This window comes from Candidatus Thiothrix phosphatis (genome assembly GCF_035668035.1).
Taxonomy (GTDB): domain Bacteria; phylum Pseudomonadota; class Gammaproteobacteria; order Thiotrichales; family Thiotrichaceae; genus Thiothrix; species Thiothrix phosphatis.
In genome coordinates this window covers 1-15,395 of the sequence record NZ_JAYMYJ010000063.1, presented here as the reverse complement: position 1 = coordinate 15,395, position 15,395 = coordinate 1, and the positions used below count along the sequence as shown (strand labels likewise).

15 protein-coding genes are annotated in these 15,395 nt (G+C 56.1%); 11 read left to right on the top strand and 4 right to left on the bottom strand.

Annotation, left to right across the window (positions count from 1 at the left end; all coding sequences use genetic code 11):
• Window positions 1–134 precede the first annotated feature (134 nt).
• Window positions 135–1,046: an AraC family transcriptional regulator gene (locus tag VSS37_RS07390; protein WP_324694163.1), complete on the bottom strand. Its 912-nt coding sequence runs from the start codon at window positions 1,044–1,046 to the stop codon at window positions 135–137.
• Between the two features lie 198 nt (window positions 1,047–1,244).
• On the opposite strand from VSS37_RS07390, the gene VSS37_RS07385 reads away from it, so the two are divergent.
• Complete coding sequence (locus VSS37_RS07385; RefSeq protein WP_324694162.1) at window positions 1,245–2,000, top strand: SDR family NAD(P)-dependent oxidoreductase; 756 nt, start codon at window positions 1,245–1,247, stop codon at window positions 1,998–2,000.
• A gap of 136 nt (window positions 2,001–2,136) precedes the next feature.
• Complete coding sequence (locus VSS37_RS07380; RefSeq protein ID WP_324694161.1) at window positions 2,137–3,714, top strand: PD-(D/E)XK nuclease domain-containing ATP-binding protein; 1,578 nt, start codon at window positions 2,137–2,139, stop codon at window positions 3,712–3,714.
• 40 nt (window positions 3,715–3,754) lie between these two features.
• Here VSS37_RS07380 and VSS37_RS07375 read toward each other — a convergent pair whose 3' ends face one another.
• Window positions 3,755–4,609, bottom strand: a complete 855-nt coding sequence (locus tag VSS37_RS07375; RefSeq protein WP_324694160.1) for a putative RNA methyltransferase — start codon at window positions 4,607–4,609, stop codon at window positions 3,755–3,757.
• A gap of 370 nt (window positions 4,610–4,979) precedes the next feature.
• On the opposite strand from VSS37_RS07375, the gene VSS37_RS07370 reads away from it, so the two are divergent.
• Together VSS37_RS07370 and VSS37_RS07365 are read left to right on the top strand one after the other, a co-directional pair.
• Window positions 4,980–5,717 carry a thiopurine S-methyltransferase gene (locus VSS37_RS07370; protein ID WP_324694159.1) on the top strand — a complete coding sequence of 246 codons (738 nt, stop codon included), beginning with the start codon at window positions 4,980–4,982 and terminating at the stop codon, window positions 5,715–5,717.
• A 109-nt stretch (window positions 5,718–5,826) separates the two neighbouring features.
• A complete protein-coding gene (locus tag VSS37_RS07365; protein ID WP_324694158.1) occupies window positions 5,827–6,249 on the top strand; it encodes a GFA family protein in 423 nt (140 codons plus the stop codon).
• Between the two features lie 12 nt (window positions 6,250–6,261).
• On the opposite strand, the gene VSS37_RS07360 is transcribed toward VSS37_RS07365, so the two are convergent.
• Window positions 6,262–7,083, bottom strand: a complete 822-nt coding sequence (locus VSS37_RS07360) for an AraC family transcriptional regulator (RefSeq protein WP_324694157.1) — start codon at window positions 7,081–7,083, stop codon at window positions 6,262–6,264.
• Window positions 7,084–7,198: 115 nt separating this feature from the next.
• On the opposite strand from VSS37_RS07360, the gene VSS37_RS07355 reads away from it, so the two are divergent.
• From VSS37_RS07355 to VSS37_RS07335, 5 genes are all read left to right on the top strand, one after another.
• Window positions 7,199–7,624, top strand: coding sequence for an organic hydroperoxide resistance protein (locus VSS37_RS07355; protein ID WP_324694156.1), 426 nt, complete (start codon window positions 7,199–7,201; stop codon window positions 7,622–7,624).
• Window positions 7,625–7,689: 65 nt separating this feature from the next.
• Window positions 7,690–8,529: an alpha/beta hydrolase gene (locus VSS37_RS07350; RefSeq protein ID WP_324694155.1), complete on the top strand. Its 840-nt coding sequence runs from the start codon at window positions 7,690–7,692 to the stop codon at window positions 8,527–8,529.
• A gap of 130 nt (window positions 8,530–8,659) precedes the next feature.
• A complete protein-coding gene (locus VSS37_RS07345; RefSeq protein ID WP_324694154.1) occupies window positions 8,660–9,874 on the top strand; it encodes a BtaA family protein in 1,215 nt (404 codons plus the stop codon).
• 19 nt (window positions 9,875–9,893) lie between these two features.
• A complete protein-coding gene (locus VSS37_RS07340; RefSeq protein WP_324694153.1) occupies window positions 9,894–10,577 on the top strand; it encodes a class I SAM-dependent methyltransferase in 684 nt (227 codons plus the stop codon).
• Window positions 10,528–11,346 carry a UDP-2,3-diacylglucosamine diphosphatase gene (locus tag VSS37_RS07335; RefSeq protein ID WP_324694152.1) on the top strand — a complete coding sequence of 273 codons (819 nt, stop codon included), beginning with the start codon at window positions 10,528–10,530 and terminating at the stop codon, window positions 11,344–11,346. The genes VSS37_RS07340 and VSS37_RS07335 overlap by 50 nt, the downstream gene beginning before the upstream one ends.
• 73 nt (window positions 11,347–11,419) lie before the next feature.
• Here the strand turns inward: VSS37_RS07335 and VSS37_RS07330 are convergent, their stop codons facing one another.
• A complete protein-coding gene (locus VSS37_RS07330; RefSeq protein ID WP_324694151.1) occupies window positions 11,420–12,463 on the bottom strand; it encodes a substrate-binding domain-containing protein in 1,044 nt (347 codons plus the stop codon).
• Between the two features lie 184 nt (window positions 12,464–12,647).
• Here VSS37_RS07330 and VSS37_RS07325 point away from each other — a divergent pair, with 184 nt between their 5' ends.
• On the top strand, window positions 12,648–13,103 hold the full coding sequence (locus tag VSS37_RS07325; protein ID WP_324694150.1) for a hypothetical protein: 456 nt from the start codon (window positions 12,648–12,650) through the stop codon (window positions 13,101–13,103).
• 97 nt (window positions 13,104–13,200) lie between these two features.
• Complete coding sequence (locus tag VSS37_RS07320; RefSeq protein WP_324694149.1) at window positions 13,201–15,072, top strand: 5'-nucleotidase C-terminal domain-containing protein; 1,872 nt, start codon at window positions 13,201–13,203, stop codon at window positions 15,070–15,072.
• The last annotated feature ends 323 nt before the right edge of the window (window positions 15,073–15,395 follow it).

The window sequence follows — 15,395 nt, the reverse complement described above, 5'->3', positions numbered from 1 at the left end:
GGACTTTCAGTCCCTCTCGCAAACCCACCAGCTTTAGCTGGTGCGTTGTTTAGTCATCCGCAGCGATTATCTGCAAATCGATCAGTGCCTTGATGCTGGTGGAAAATGGGACTATAGCGATGCACAATGCATCTTCAAGCCTCCAACGTATACCCCTGCTCGCGCAGCAGGCTGATGTCGCGGCGGGGTGGGTTGCCAAACATGCGGGCGTATTCGCGGCTGAACTGCGACGGGCTTTCGTAGCCCACATGGTAGGCCGCGCTGGAAGCATCCGCCGCATCCCCCAACATAATCCGCCGCGCCTCCATCAGGCGCAAGCGCTTCTGGAACTGCAAGGGGCTCATCGCCGTCACCGACTTGAAATGCAGATGGAATGACGACAGGCTCATCCCCGCCAGTTCGGCCAGCGTCTCCACACTGATCTGTTGGCGGAAATCATCCTTGAGCTTTTGCACCGCTGCGGCAATGCGCTGCATATGGCTGCCGTGCTGGCTGATCTGGGCGACCGTATCGCCGTATTCACCCCGCAGCAGGCGGTAATACACCTCGCGCAACATCTGGTTGGCCAGCACCGGAATATCCTCCGGCGTCTCCAGCAGCCGCGCCAGCCGCAGCACGCTTTCCCCCATGCACGCATCCGTCTTGCCCACGAACACGCCGCGCTTGCTGCTGTTTGATGGCGTGGCGACCTGCCCGGTGTGGATCAGCAGTTCGGAAAGCTGCTGCTGGTCAATGTCGATCTTCAGGCAGAGATAGGGCTTGTCAGGTGACGCCTCGACCACCTTGCCGATTACCGGCAAATCCACCGTTGTGACCAGATAATCGGCAGCGCCGTAGCGGTAGACTTCCTCCTCCAGGATCAGCTGTTTCCGCCCCTGCACAATCACACACAGGGATGGCTCATACACCTGCACACTGGGGATCGGGGTATCCGTCGAGCTTGCCCGAAAGCAGGAAACACCCGGGACCGGGGTCGGGTTTACCCCATCCGCACTGGAATTTTGGTCAATCAAATCAATCAATTCTTGTTGCAGAAAATTATCCATATAAAAAATAATGTCTTTAATTGCATGTGGTTACTATAACCTAGCCAAGTCGAACTTCCCAATTCTCTTTTCGTGATCTGGATAATCAGGCAATAAAGACGGAATTCTGTGCATTCCGTCACAGCAGGTGTTGGGCCTATGCTTGACCCCACGGTTTCAGCAGAAACCACTTCACAGAATCACCAAGGAGACATCGTGATGGGCAAGATAGCACTGATTACCGGCGGCAGCCGTGGACTGGGTAAAAGCATGGCGCTGCATCTGGCCGACAAAGGCCGGGATATTATCCTGACCTACCACAGCAAACGGGATGAAGCCGAAGAGGTCGTCAAGGTGATTGCCGCCAAGGGGCAGAAAGCCGTAGCGCTGCAACTGGACATCAGCCAGTCGGAAACCTTTGCCGGTTTCGCCGGGGCTGTCCGCTCGGCATTGCAGCAGCACTGGGATCGTAGCGATTTCGACTTCCTGGTCAACAATGCGGGCATGGGCGTGCATAAGCCGTTCATGGAAACCAGCGAGGACGAGTTCAACCTGATGATGAACGTCCACCTCAAGGGGCCGTTTTTCCTCAGCCAGCAACTGTTGCCGATGCTGAAGGACGGCGGGCGGGTGCTGAACATCACTTCCGGCCTGACCCGTTTCACCTCCCCAGGCTATGCGGCCTACGCCACCATGAAGACCGGCCTGGAAGGCTTAAGCCGCTACATGGCCAAGGAACTGGGGCCGCGTGGCATCAGCGTCAATGCGTTTGCACCGGGTGCCATCGAAACCGACTTCGGCGGCGGGCTGGTGCGTGACAATAAGGAGATCAATGCGTATCTGGCAGCCAATGCGGCCCTGGGGCGTGTCGGGCTTCCTGATGATATTGGTGGCGCGGTCGCTGCCTTGCTGGACGACAATGCCCACTGGATGACAGGGCAGCGTATCGAGGCTTCCGGCGGGGAATTCATGTAAGCATGCTAATGGCTACTGCGGAACGACTCCGCAGTAGCTTCCATGTTTCTGGCAACTGGAAAGTGAAACCGAAGGCTTGCTGCGGCGGCTGGTGCAGTTTGGCAGTGGTGTGCATGAATAGTGTTACACTGACGTCATGAACAGGCAAACTGACACCCCGGACGACACCATGCAAAAGAAGAAACTCCCCGTTGGCATCCAGACTTTGCGGGAAATGCGTGAAGATGATTTTTACTACATCGACAAGACCCAACTGGCTGTCGATCTGGTCAAGGATGTTAAGCATTGCTTCTTGTCACGCCCGCGCCGCTTTGGGAAAAGCCTGTTTCTGGATACCCTGAAGGAACTGTTTGAAGGCAATGAAAAGCTCTTCAAGGGACTGGCGGCGGAAACGCAATGGGACTGGTCGGTCAAATACCCGGTCATCCGTTTCAGTTTTGCGGGCAGCACTTACGCAGACAAGGGGATGGCGGAACAGGATATCAGTGAACAGCTTGAGCAGTTCGCCCGTAAACATGGCGTCAGTTTCCATAGTAAAAGCACATCCGGACGTTTCAGGGAACTGATTGGGCATCTTGAACAACAGGCAGGGCAACGGGTTGTGGTGCTGGTGGATGAATACGATAAACCGATTCTGGATGCCATACGTGATCCGGAAGTTGCACGTCATAATCGTGATGTTCTGCGTGGTTTCTATGGTGTGATCAAGGATTATGACGCGCATATCAAATTCAGCTTTCTGACCGGGGTCAGCAAGTTTTCCAAGGTCAGTATCTTTTCCGGCTTGAACAACCTGTATGACCTGACTCTGGTTGCGCGCTATGCCACCATTTGCGGCTATACCAACCATGATATAGACACGGTGTTTGCGGATGAGTTGCCGGGGCTGGATCGGCAAATGATCCGCGATTGGTACAACGGTTATCACTGGCTGGGCGAAGGCGTCTATAACCCGTTTGATATTTTGCAGTTGTTTAAAAATCGGGAATTCAGGAATTACTGGTTTGAAACGGGTACACCTACCTTCTTGATTGATTTATTGTTTAGTCGTCAGTTCCCCGTTCCAAAGCTGGATAAATTGATTAGTACCAGCAGTGTTTTATCGAGCTTTGATGTGGAGGATATTGCTACGGAAGCTTTGCTGTTTCAGACAGGCTACCTGACGATAAAAAATCAGGAGCGTTTGGGGGGGCAGGAGTTTTATACGCTGGGCTATCCCAATCAGGAGGTTTATCAAAGCTTAAATGAAAACTTGTTGAGCGTATTGGTTAAGGATAATTCCACACGCTCAGTACAGACAGCTCAATTGTACCGATTATTGCTGGTGAATGACTTTAACGGCTTGCAACAACTGTTCCACGCCTTTTTTGCCAGCATTCCGTACCACTGGTATACCAATAACCAGATTCAGACTTACGAGGGTTATTACGCCAGCGTGTTCTATTCCTATTTCGCTTCATTGGGGCTGGATGTGACGGTTGAAGACATCACCAATCTGGGGCGGATTGACATGACGCTCAAATTCAACGGGCAGGTGTATATTTTTGAATTCAAGGTGGTGGAAATGGTGCCGGAGGGCAATGCCTTGCAGCAGATCAAGGATAAGGCTTATGCCGACAAATACCGTGCGCTGGGGCAACCGATTCATTTGGTGGGTGTCGAGTTCAGCAAGGATTCGCGCAATATCACCGCTTTTGGCGTGGAACAGGCATGATGTGCCAGCCTGTTTTACTTCCGCGCAAATTGCTGATGAATTATTCCCGCGTAGCTTTCACCATCACAGCCACCTGAAAATCCACCGTCACATCCAGCGATTGCAACTGCTGGCAATGCGCCTGTTTGTCTGCCGAGGCTGACCAGAAATACGGCGTCATTGCCAGCAAAGCCGCGACCGATGCCTGATCCGGCAGTTTGAGCGCATAACGGATATTCAGGGTATCGTGCAATGTCAGCCCTTGCCCCTGCGGGATTTTGGATTCATCTACGCTGTGCAGTTTGGGGTCGTCATACACCAATTGGCGCAGTTCAAACAGGTGGCGCGGCCCGGGGTAGGCCCACAGGTACAAGCCGCCTCCCCGCAATACCCGCACGATTTCGCCATCCGCCGCCGGGGCAAATACCCGCAGCAACACATCCACAGCAGCATCCGCCACCGGCAGGTCGAAGCTGGAAGCCACCGCAAACTGCATCCCGCTGTATTGCCTGGCGGCCATGCGCATGGCTGTGCGGGAAATATCCGTGCCGTAGCCTTGCACAGTACCCGGCAGCAATGCTATCAAGCGCGCCAGGTAATAACCTTCCCCGCAACCGGCATCCAGCAGCGTCAATACATCGCCCTGTTCAATCCGGTCGGCGTAATACTGTGTGACTGCGTTGGCAATCCCTTCGGCCAAGGGTGCGTAATAACCCTGTTGCAGAAAGCACCGACGGCTTTCCAGCATTTCGCGGTTATCGCCGGGGTCAGCGGATTTCTTTTTGTTGGCCAGCAACAGGTTGACGTAACCTTCTTTGGCTCGATCAAAGCTGTGCTGGTTTGCGCAAACCAGGCTGTTTTCCACCCGCTGCAAGGGCTGTTCGCAAACCGGGCAATTCCAAAGCACGCCGGACATGGCTGTTCCTCATACACGTTGCGGTTAACACCAAACGCGCAGGGTACACCACTCAGGCAGCACTCAAAACAGGAATGCTTATGACCTTGCTGACGATTTGCACGACCAGAACTGTTCCTCAGATTTTGCCGAAGGTAAACCCGCCGGAGCAGGGTGAGCAAATTGATACATGAAAGGTTTACCGTTATTCTGGATGGCATTGGGCAAAGCTGGGTATTCCTTCAACCGAGTAATGCAAGCGCTGGCCCAGCCTGTTTGGCAACACTGTGAGGGCGCACCTTAAACAGCACTCCCCATCATAAAATCTTACCTTCGACTTAGTGCAATCGAGAGTGGTAATTTTTGTTCACTTTTCGAGGAAGGTTGTTTTATGAGCAATGATCCTGACCGGTCGCGGCCAGCAAACCCATCCGTTGACACCAACAAGCGCCAGGATAATTCGCTCTGGTTGCAAATGTGGCGGGACGACCGCACCGAAGATTTTCATCAGACAGCAGTTAATCCCCTCTTGATCCAGTATTGGCATAGCCAGAAATTAAAAAGAAGCAGCCGGATATTGGTGCCGCTATGCGGTAAAAGCCTGGATATGTTATGGCTGGCGGAGCAAGGGCATACGGTTGTAGGCATCGAGTTAAGCCCCATAGCCGTTAAAGCATTTTTCAATGAAAACTGCTTGAAAGCTAAAAAGACACGCAATGGCAACTTTACCTGCTGGCAGTCAGGCACGATCATCATCTGGTGCGGCGATTTTTTTTCCTTACGCAAACACCAACTGGGGCACATCGACAGCGTGTTCGACAGGGCAGCGCTGACAGCATTGCCAGAAACCATCCGCAGGCAATACATCACGCAACTCCGGGCGCTGATTGAGGTGGAAACGGGGATATTTTTACTCACGGATGAACATATCGCGCAAGATAGCCAACAGCCCGCAACCCAGATCGACAGCGAAATCGTGACGCTCTACGCCGAACATTTTGACATCACGCTTACCCACACACAGCGGCTTGATCCTGCACAGGGCAGTTCCTCAGAAGAGGGGTTTTATATTGAGAATAAAGCTTACCAATTGAGCCAGCGTCTTGAGGACACTGGCCTGTTTACCTAGTCTTGACCCCAGCAAGAGGCGAGGAATTGCGCCCCAACGTCTATCTGCTTGAGATAGCCAAAGGTACTATGGGCTTACACAGCGCTCACCAACAACAGAGGTTTCCAGCATGTCAGACTCCCCTATTACCGGCAGTTGCCTTTGTGGCAGCGTCGCCTACGAAATCAGCGGCAATCTTGGTTTGTTCCAGTACTGCCATTGCTCACGTTGCCGCAAGTTCACCGGCAGCGCCTTCGCCTCCAACCTCATGGTGGGAGCAGATCAGTTTCGCTGGTTGCAAGGCGAGGAATTCGTAGGCCGATATGAGATACCCGATGCCAAATACTTCGCGACTACGTTTTGCAAGCAATGCGGCTCATCCCTGCCGTGGAAGGTGCAAACCGGGCAAGTGGTGATGGTTCCTGCCGGTACATTGGATGCAACGCCTGACCTGCGCCCATCGCAGAACATTTTCTGTGCCTCGCAGGCGGAGTGGTATGTGGAACCAGGCACTTTGCCGAGCCACGACGAGCTTCCACCCAAAAAGAAATAGGGCAGGGGCATTTCAGGCCACCGTGCGCAACCACTCGCGTGGCGACATCCCGCATTGCGCCTTGAATGCGCGTGAAAATGCTGCCTCGCTGCCGTAACCGACCTCGCCCACAATCATGCGGAGAGCACGCCCGTTGCGCAACGCCTGCTGTGCCAGACCGATCCGCCAGCCTTGCAGGTAAGCGCCCGCCGTACAACCGACCGTCTCCCGGAAGGCACCCGCAAACACACTGCGCGACATACCGGCAGTGGCGGCCAGCTCCTCCAGCGTCCACTCATTGGCGGGCTGTTCGTGCATGGCAACCAGCGCCTTGCGCAATTTAGGGTGGCCCATACCTGCCAACATGCCGCTGTTGACCTGCTGCGCCTCCATCATGTGGCGCAACACCTGGATCAGAATGACTTCGAACAAGCGGTTGAGCAGCACTTGCCGCCCGCAACGCTGTTCAAAAGCTTCCTCAAACAACAGCGCCAGCACACTCCCCATGCCTTCGACCGCCGCCAGTGGCAGGCAGACGAATTCCGGCAACGCCGCCACAATCGGATTGTTGACGCCGCCATCGAAATGCAGGTTCGCGCACACCAGGTCAGCGCCGGTTTTGTTATCCGACACAAAACGCCTTGGTAATGGCTGCGGATAAAGCAGCAGGCTGGGTTCCGTTACCGTCACCACATCTTGCCCCGGATGCTGGATGTCGAGAATTCCGGCCTTGAGCAAGTGCATTTGCCCCTTGCCTTCTTCCGCCGGAAAATCATTCACGCCGCACAGCTTCCCGGAATGGAACAGGCTGGCGCGCACCGAAAAGTGATTGAACAAAGCCTCCAGACGATCCATTATAAAAATACTCCTAATCAAGTAATTAATACTATATGTCACCATTCGTATGAATCCAAGGCATACAATCCTCACTACCGAATCACAATTGTTACACCATCAAGAGGAATACAAGATGTCTATCGAAAAAGTGCTTTACCGCGCACATGCCACTGCCACCGGCGGACGTGAAGGCCGCGCCGTATCATCCGATCAGGTTCTGGATGTGCAGCTTTCCACCCCGAAGGAACTTGGCGGCGCAGGCGGCCCTGGCACCAACCCGGAACAGTTGTTCGCCAGCGGTTACGCAGCCTGCTTCCTGAGCGCACTCAAATTTGTTGCCGGGAAAAACAAGCTGAAACTGCCGGAAGATTCCCACGTCACCGCCCATGTTGGCATTGGCGCCATCCCGACCGGCTTTGGGATTGAAGTGGAATTGGCGATTGAAGTGCCGGGGTTGCCCAAAGAACAGGTGCAATCATTGGTGGAGCAGGCGCACATCGTCTGCCCTTACTCCAACGCGACCCGCAATAACATCGATGTCACGCTGAGTATTGTCTGACGCCTCTACAGGTATTTGCTATCATCCGGCTCCCTGCTTTTCCTAGCGAATTGAATGAAGCTGAAATGAACCGCAATTTATACCAATTACATGTTTATGTGCCGGTGTCGTCCCCGCCGGAGCCGAAACCGGCGCTCTTGTTTGTGCATGGTGCTTACACCGGGGCGGCCATGTGGGGCCTGAAGTTTATTCCCTGGTTCTTGGCGCGTGGCTACACTTGCTACGCGCTGGATCTGGCAGGCCACGGGCAGGCGGCGGGGCGCAACCGGCTGGACGGGTTCGGCCTGGAGGATTACCGCCGGAATCTGGCCGGGGCGGTGGCCGAAGTGAGTGGCGGCGATACGCCGCTGGTGTTGGTGGGGCATTCGATGGGTGCGCTGGTGGTGCAGCGTTATCTGGAAGGGTTGGGTGAGCATGGTGCCGATGGCCGGGTGTGCGGGCAGGCGTTGTTGGCTCCGGTTCCGCCCAGCGGCACCAGCGGAAGCGCCATGCGGCTGGCGCTGCGTTACCCGGAATTCTTCGAGGAGCTGCCCAAAGCCATCATGGGCGTGAACGATGAACAGACGATGAGAACCATGGCCGCCGTTTATTTCTCGCCAGGGACGTCAATAGCCACTGTTATGGAAATCCTCCCGCTGATCCAGCCCGAATCACAACGCGCGGTGCTGGAAATGGCGGCTATCGTGTCCTGGTCGGTTTATCGCCGCCCCAGGATTCCCACACTGGTGATGGGCGGCGATTGTGATCAGGTTTTTCCCGCGTCGCTGCTGTATTTCACCGCGCAGAATTGGGACAGTTCGCCGCTCATTATTGCGGGTGCCAGCCACATGCTGTCCGTCGACAAGCAGTGGGAAACCAGCGCCCGCGCCCTCGAACGCTGGGTCAGCACCTTGTTCCCCGCATAGGCCGCCCATTGGCGTTGGCCCGGTCAGGACAGGCCGGGCGTTTATCATCGAATCGTCATGGAAGCGTAACCCGGTAGTCATTTCCAGCCCTTAACCTGCCCCGATATTTCGAATGACACGAGAGATTTTCATGGCAGGTATTTCCGAAGCGTTGCGTGACGCCGTCCATCAGCATGCCCCGACTTCCTTGATGGGGATGCAGCAGCGTCTGTTTTCGTTCTGGTTCAACAGTTTCATTTACAACCAGATCTGGGAAGATCCGGCGGTGGATTTGCAGGCCCTGCAACTGACGCAGGAAAGCCGCGTGCTGACAATCGCTTCCGGCGGCTGCAATGTGCTGAATTACCTGACCGCCCACCCGGCGCACATCACCGCCATTGACCTGAACCCGTACCACCTGTCGCTGACCCGCCTGAAACTGGCGGCGATGAAACATTTGCCCGACCATACGGCGTTTTACGGTTTCTTTGGCCATGCCGACCGCGCTGAAAACATACAATTGTATAACCAATATATCCAACCGCATTTGGAGGAGGGGCTGGACGCCTTCTGGCAGGGACGCAGCATGCTCGGCCAGAAGCGCATCCACATGTTCCGCGATGGCCTGTACCGGCACACCCGCTTCGGCTATTTCATGCGCTTGCTGCATTGGATTGCCCGGCAGACCAATTACCAGCCCGGCAAGCTGCTGACAGCCAATAGCCTGTATGAGCAGGAAGCCATTTTCCGCCAGCACATCGCACCGTTTTTCGATAACCGTCTGGTGAAATTCCTCGGCAAGCTGCCGGTGTCGGTGTTCAGCCTTGGCATTCCGCCGCAGCAGTACAAGGCGATGAAGGAACAGGGCAACCTGATCGGGCAATACCGCGAGCGGGTGGAGCGCATTGCTTGCCAGTTCCCGATTCAGGACAACTACTTCGCTTGGCAGGGTTTCAGCCACAGCTACGACCATGAAAAACGGCAGGCGATCCCGGATTACCTGCAAGCCGAACATTACGACACGATCCGCAGCCAATTGGGCAAGGTGGACACGCATCTGGGGTCGATGATCGATTTCCTGGAGCAGCAGGCACCGCACAGCTATGACCGCTTTGTGTTCCTGGATGCGCAGGACTGGATGACGGATGACGTCCTCACCCGTTTGTGGACGCAGGTCGCCCGGGTCGGCAAGCCGGGGACCCGCATCATCTTCCGCACCGCCGCCGCCGAATCGCCGCTGGAAACGGCCTTGCCCGCCGAATTGCGCAACCAGTTCGTGTACGAGCGGGAGGTTGCAGCGCAATTGTTCCAGCAAGACCGTTCCGCCATCTACGGGGGCTTCCACCTCTACCGCAAGGCCGATTGAGATGGATGCGGCGCAGAAAATGGACCAGCAGTACCGCTACCAGCGGTACGTGTACGATTTCTCACGCAAGTATTACCTGCTGGGGCGCGATGCGCTGCTGAAGGAAATGCCGGTCAAATCCGGCGAGAGCGTGCTGGAAATCGGCTGTGGCACGGCGCGCAACCTGCTGCGCTTGGCTTACCACCATCCGCATGCCCGCCTGTATGGGGTGGACGCTTCGGCCATGATGTTGGAAACCGCCCGCAGCAAGTTGCAATCCTCCCTGTACGAAGGGCAGGTCACCCTCCGCCAGGGGCTGGCGGGCCAGATCAGCCCCGCCGATTTCGGCCTGGACAAACCGTTTGACCACATCCTGTTTTCCTACGTGCTGTCGATGATTCCAGGGTGGCAGACGGCGCTGGAGCATTCCTTGAGCATCCTCAAGCCGGGCGGCTGCCTGCACATCGTGGACTTTTCCGACCAGCAGGCGATGCCGGGCTGGTTCCGCAAGCTGCTGCTGCAATGGCTGGACTGGTTCCATGTGCACCCCGATCCGGACGTGCCGCCGCATCTGGAGCAACTGGCCGCGAGGAACAAAGACCAACTGCGTATGCGCCAGCTCGCCGGGCGCTACGCCCTGCTTGCGCATTACCAGAAGACAGGGGAAATTCCCGATGACCATGAACCCGAACTCCCGCAAATACCGCAGTATCTGGATTTCTGACACGCATCTCGGCTCACGCGGCTGCAAGGCCGGTTTTTTGCTGGATTTTCTGCAACATCATCACGCCGAACACATTTATCTGGTCGGCGACATTGTGGATGGCTGGGCGTTGCGCAAGCGCTGGTTCTGGGATGAATTCCACGACCAGATATTGCACCTGCTGTTCGAGCGGGCGCAGCGCGGGGTGAATGTCACGTATGTCAGCGGCAACCACGATGAATTCCTGCGCCCTTTCATCCATCACCAGATCACCGCCATCAAGTTGGAAGATGAAGTGGTGCACACCACGGCGGACGGGCGCAAGTTCCTGGTGCTGCACGGCGACCAGTTCGACGGGGTGATGCAGTTTGCGCGCTGGCTGGCGAAGCTGGGCGACTGGGCGTATGAGCGCCTGCTGATGCTGAACACGGTCTACAACCGCTGGCGGCAGTGGCTGGGGTATCCGTACTGGTCGATTTCCGCCTACCTCAAACACAAGACCAAGTCAGCGGTGAATTTCATTTCCGCATTTGAGGAAACCTTGGCGAAGGAAGCCCGCAAGCGCAAGCTGGATGGCGTCATCTGCGGGCATATCCACCATGCTGAAATCCGTGACATCGACGGCATCCTGTATTGCAACGACGGTGACTGGGTGGAAAGCTGCACGGCGCTGGTGGAGGATTGGGACGGCAGCCTGCATATTGTGCATTGGACTGAAGTCGCCGTTACCCCCCACCCTAACCCTCCTCCACAAGGGGGGAGGGAACAAGAGCCACTCCACGCCTACTGAATGATGCCCACAAAAAAAGGGGAGCATCCTTGCTCCCCTAACACTTGCAAACCTTTATCCCGTTGTCCCGTATTTATTTCAACACATTGGCTGACAAAGGTTTCAATGCGGCGGCGGCGGCGACGGATGCGCTTTTCTCACCTGCTGGCAATGCCACCAGGCCTTTCTCCGCCAGGTAGCCATCCGGGTTCAGGGCGGCATCGCTGGTGAATTCGGCGATGTATTCCTTGATGCCTTTGACTTGGTCAACGTGGCTGTTTTTGACGTAGAAATACAGCGGGCGGGACAGTGGGTAGCTGCCGTTGGCAATGCTTTCGTAGCCGATTTCCTTGCCATCGATCGGGGCGGCTTTCAGGGTGTCCTGGTTTTGCTCCAGGAAGCTGTACCCGAAAATGCCGACGGCATCATGGTTGGCTTGCAGCTTTTGCACGATCAGGTTGTCGTTCTCGCCAGCGTCGATGTAATGGCCATCTTCGCGCACGGTGGTGCAGGCTTTCTTGAACGCATCTTCATCTTTTTTCTTCAGCTCAGGCATGCCCTGGAACAGTAGGCAGCCCTTGGTCATGCCCAGTTCGGCCAGCGCGTCGCGGGTGCCGGAGGTGGGCGGCGGCCCCATGACTTCGATTTTCACGTCAGCCATCTCTGGGTTGATCTGTTTCCAGGTGGTGTAAGTGTTGGGTTGCAGCTCGCCGTTAGGGCCGGTTGGAACATCTTTGGCCAGGGCCAAGTACAGTTCACGGCGGGAAAGCTTGACCGCTGGCGCATCCTTGGCTTGGGCGATAGCGATGCCGTCGAAGCCAACCTTGACTTCAGTGACTTCGTTGACGCCATTTTTCATGCAGGATTCCATCTCGCTTTTTTTCATGCGGCGGGAGGCGTTGGTGATGTCCGGCGTCTCGATGCCAGCGCCTGCACAGAACAGCTTCATGCCGCCGCCGGTGCCGGTGGATTCAACTTTGGGTGCCGCCATGCCGGTTTTCTTGGCGAACTGTTCAGCCACCGCAGTGGAGAAAGGGTAAACGGTGGAAGAGCCGACGATCTCGATATTGTCGCGCGCCTGCGCAACACCAGCGGCCGCAACCAAACCCAACGCAACGGCCATAGTGAGTTGTTTCATAAAGTCTCCTAAAAAATTCGGGGTGGATCGCGCGAATCCTAGGGAGGGTTGATGACTGTATGATGGAACAAATGTGAAGGGATGATGACAGTTATGGCCTAACCCCCATCAGAATTTAATTACTCAATAATTAGCATTTTGTTATATAACAAAAGGGTCAATTTTTGCGAGGGGACACACCACAGTGACCGAACAGATAACGGAAAAAAAACATTGCGCCATGGATACCCGGGATTTGGTGACGCTATTGGCGGATTTGGCGGAGCAGATTGAAATCCTGATTGGCAAGAAAGGCACAATCAGCGTGTTCCGCTACGCGGGCAAGCAACTGGGAAAACGTCTGGGAGCCGGGCAGGAAGGCGATGCGGAAGTCGCCCGCGCGATTGTGGCAAAATTCTTTCAGGACAAGGAATTCATGGATGCCGTCAGCCTACAGGGGCAAAACGCCGAACTGCGCGGCTGCCGGATTGGCTTGGTGTTGCGGGAACGCGGCATTGACGCAGGTTCCCATGCTTTGTGCAATTTTGGGTTTGGCCTGATTGACGGCGTGACGGAGGCGGTCACTGGCCGCCGGATCATTACCCTGCATGTGGCTTCGGAATACCACGAGGCGGGGATCACCTGCCACGAAACCTGGTAGGGCTGCAAAATCCAGGTTTAACGGAGGTTTAGCGGGCTTGTAACAATACTGCGGTATATATGGCGGCTTTATTACCTCAATAATCTGGAGCGGCCTGATGAAATTCAAGCATTCCTTTCTGGCCAGCCTGTGCATTACCGGCATCGGGCTGATGAGCGGTTGTAACAGCAGTGACGACGCCGTCACTGCTGACACCGCCACCACCAGTAGCTTGCGCATCCTGCACATCAACGACCACCATTCACATCTACAGGCCAACAGCGCCAGCCTGACGCTGGGTGGGGCGGCGACCGGAACCAAAACCGGCGGCTTCCCCAATGTGGTCAGCGAGTTCAAGGCGCTGGCGGCCAAAGGCGGCAATGTGCTCAAGCTGCATGCGGGCGATGCGCTGACCGGCGATTTGTATTTCACCCTGTTCAAGGGCGAAGCCGACGCGGCCCTGATGAACCAGGTTTGTTTTGACGCCTTTGCGCTGGGCAACCATGAATTCGATGAAGGTGACGCCGGGCTGAAAAAATTCCTGGATTTCCTGAACGCCAACCCGGCCTGCAAGACGGATGTGCTGTCCGCCAACGTTGCGCCGGAAGTGGGCGTGTCCCCACTGACGCCGAACAGCGCCACGGATTACATCAAGCCTTACACCATCAAGGAAATTGGCGGGGAAAAGTACGGGATCATCGGCATCACCATCGCGGGCAAGACCAAGAATTCCTCCAGCCCGGACAAGACCACGCTGTTCGCGGATGAAACCACCACAGCGCAGAAATACATCGACGAATTGGTCGCCAAAGGCGTCAACCGGGTCATCCTGCTGACCCATCAGGGTTATGACAATGACAAGGTCATGGCGGCCAAGCTCAAGGGCGTGGATGTGATTGTCGGCGGCGACTCCCATACCCTGCTGGGCGACGGCTTCAAGCAATACGGCCTGGCCCCTTCCGGCCCGTACCCGACCAAGACCACGGACAGCAGCGGCAAGCAGGTCTGCATCGTGCAGGCGTCCCAGTACGGGGATGTGGTGGGCGATCTGACGGTCGATTTCGATGCCAGCGGCAATGTCAGCGGTTGTACGGGCACGCCGCATCTGTTGGTGAACAACACCTTTACGCGCAAGGACGCCAGCGGTGCCACCGTGGAGCTGACTGGCGCAGACCGTGACGCGGTGTTGAAGGCCATTACGGACTCCAATGGCTTGCTGGCCCTGGCGCAGGCGGATACGACGGCGCAAAGCGTGCTGGACAGCTACTCCCAGCAGGTGGATGTCCTGAAGCAGACCATTATCGGTTCTGCCGCCGAAACCTTGTGCTTGGAACGCATCCCCAACCAAGGGCAAAGTAAGGTCAGCGGCTGCAAGGAAGCCACCAAATCCCACGGCAGCGACATTTCCAACATCGTCGCCAAAGGTTTCCTGGAAATGAGCCTGACCTCTGACATCTGCCTGCAAAACGGTGGTGGCGTGCGCGTCGACGTTCCGGCGGGGAACATTTCCATTGGTACGGCTTACACCTTGCTGCCGTTCGCCAATACCCTGACGGAAATCAATATGACCGGGCAGGAAATCATCAACGCCTTGGAAGACGGCATTGACTACGCCCTCAGCCCCAGCGGTTCGACCGGCTCTTACCCTTACGCCTCCGGCCTGCGCTGGGACGTGGACTTGTCCAAGGCCAAAGGCAGCCGCATCAGCCATGTGGAAGCCAACCCGCGTGTGGCGGGAGCCTGGGCGGGCCTGGAGCTAACCAAGACCTACAAGGTCGTGACCAACAATTACATGGCCAACGGTTCGGATGGCTACACGACACTGGGCAATATCCCGGCCAGCCGCAAGCTGGACACTTATTTGGATTACGCCCAGTCGTTCGCCGATTACGTCAAGCGCGAAACGGCGGCGGGCCGCAGCATCGTGAAACTGCCGACGGCTGAATACAGCACCCAGCAGTTCATCGACAAGGATGGCGTCTTGCAGTAATCCGGCCTCCCCAGCCGCAACCCCCCGCTTCCGGCAGGGGGTTGCGGTTGGGGGTGGGGAGCGCATGTCTTTCTGGCTGTCTATGTTGGTTGGCATAAAACATGCTTAACATTTTTGTGGGAGAATGCCCAATGAATGTCAACCCCAGGAAGCAGCATGAGTCTCAAAAAGCAGTACCTGAAAAACCGGCCTGTCTGCAAGGTCACGTTCCGTGTCAGCAAAGCGGCCGCCCGTTCCTCCAGCTCCATCCATCTGGTTGGGGATTTCAACGCCTGGGATGCCCAGGCCATGCCCATGAACGCCCTGAAAAGCGGCGAGTTCAC

Excerpts from the sequence above, each read along its gene's own strand:
- VSS37_RS07365 (WP_324694158.1), top strand. The coding sequence starts at position 5,827 with ATGTCAGACTCCCCTATTACCGGCAGTTGCCTTTGTGGCAGCGTCGCC.
- VSS37_RS07380 (WP_324694161.1), top strand. The coding sequence starts at position 2,137 with ATGAACAGGCAAACTGACACCCCGGACGACACCATGCAAAAGAAGAAA.
- VSS37_RS07320 (WP_324694149.1), top strand. The coding sequence starts at position 13,201 with ATGAAATTCAAGCATTCCTTTCTGGCCAGCCTGTGCATTACCGGCATC.
- VSS37_RS07345 (WP_324694154.1), top strand. The coding sequence starts at position 8,660 with ATGGCAGGTATTTCCGAAGCGTTGCGTGACGCCGTCCATCAGCATGCC.
- VSS37_RS07330 (WP_324694151.1), bottom strand. The coding sequence starts at position 12,463 with ATGAAACAACTCACTATGGCCGTTGCGTTGGGTTTGGTTGCGGCCGCT.
- VSS37_RS07385 (WP_324694162.1), top strand. The coding sequence starts at position 1,245 with ATGGGCAAGATAGCACTGATTACCGGCGGCAGCCGTGGACTGGGTAAA.
- VSS37_RS07335 (WP_324694152.1), top strand. The coding sequence starts at position 10,528 with ATGACCATGAACCCGAACTCCCGCAAATACCGCAGTATCTGGATTTCT.
- VSS37_RS07375 (WP_324694160.1), bottom strand. The coding sequence starts at position 4,609 with ATGTCCGGCGTGCTTTGGAATTGCCCGGTTTGCGAACAGCCCTTGCAG.
- VSS37_RS07360 (WP_324694157.1), bottom strand. The coding sequence starts at position 7,083 with ATGGATCGTCTGGAGGCTTTGTTCAATCACTTTTCGGTGCGCGCCAGC.
- VSS37_RS07355 (WP_324694156.1), top strand. The coding sequence starts at position 7,199 with ATGTCTATCGAAAAAGTGCTTTACCGCGCACATGCCACTGCCACCGGC.
- VSS37_RS07350 (WP_324694155.1), top strand. The coding sequence starts at position 7,690 with ATGAACCGCAATTTATACCAATTACATGTTTATGTGCCGGTGTCGTCC.
- VSS37_RS07390 (WP_324694163.1), bottom strand. The coding sequence starts at position 1,046 with ATGGATAATTTTCTGCAACAAGAATTGATTGATTTGATTGACCAAAAT.
- VSS37_RS07370 (WP_324694159.1), top strand. The coding sequence starts at position 4,980 with ATGAGCAATGATCCTGACCGGTCGCGGCCAGCAAACCCATCCGTTGAC.
- VSS37_RS07340 (WP_324694153.1), top strand. The coding sequence starts at position 9,894 with ATGGACCAGCAGTACCGCTACCAGCGGTACGTGTACGATTTCTCACGC.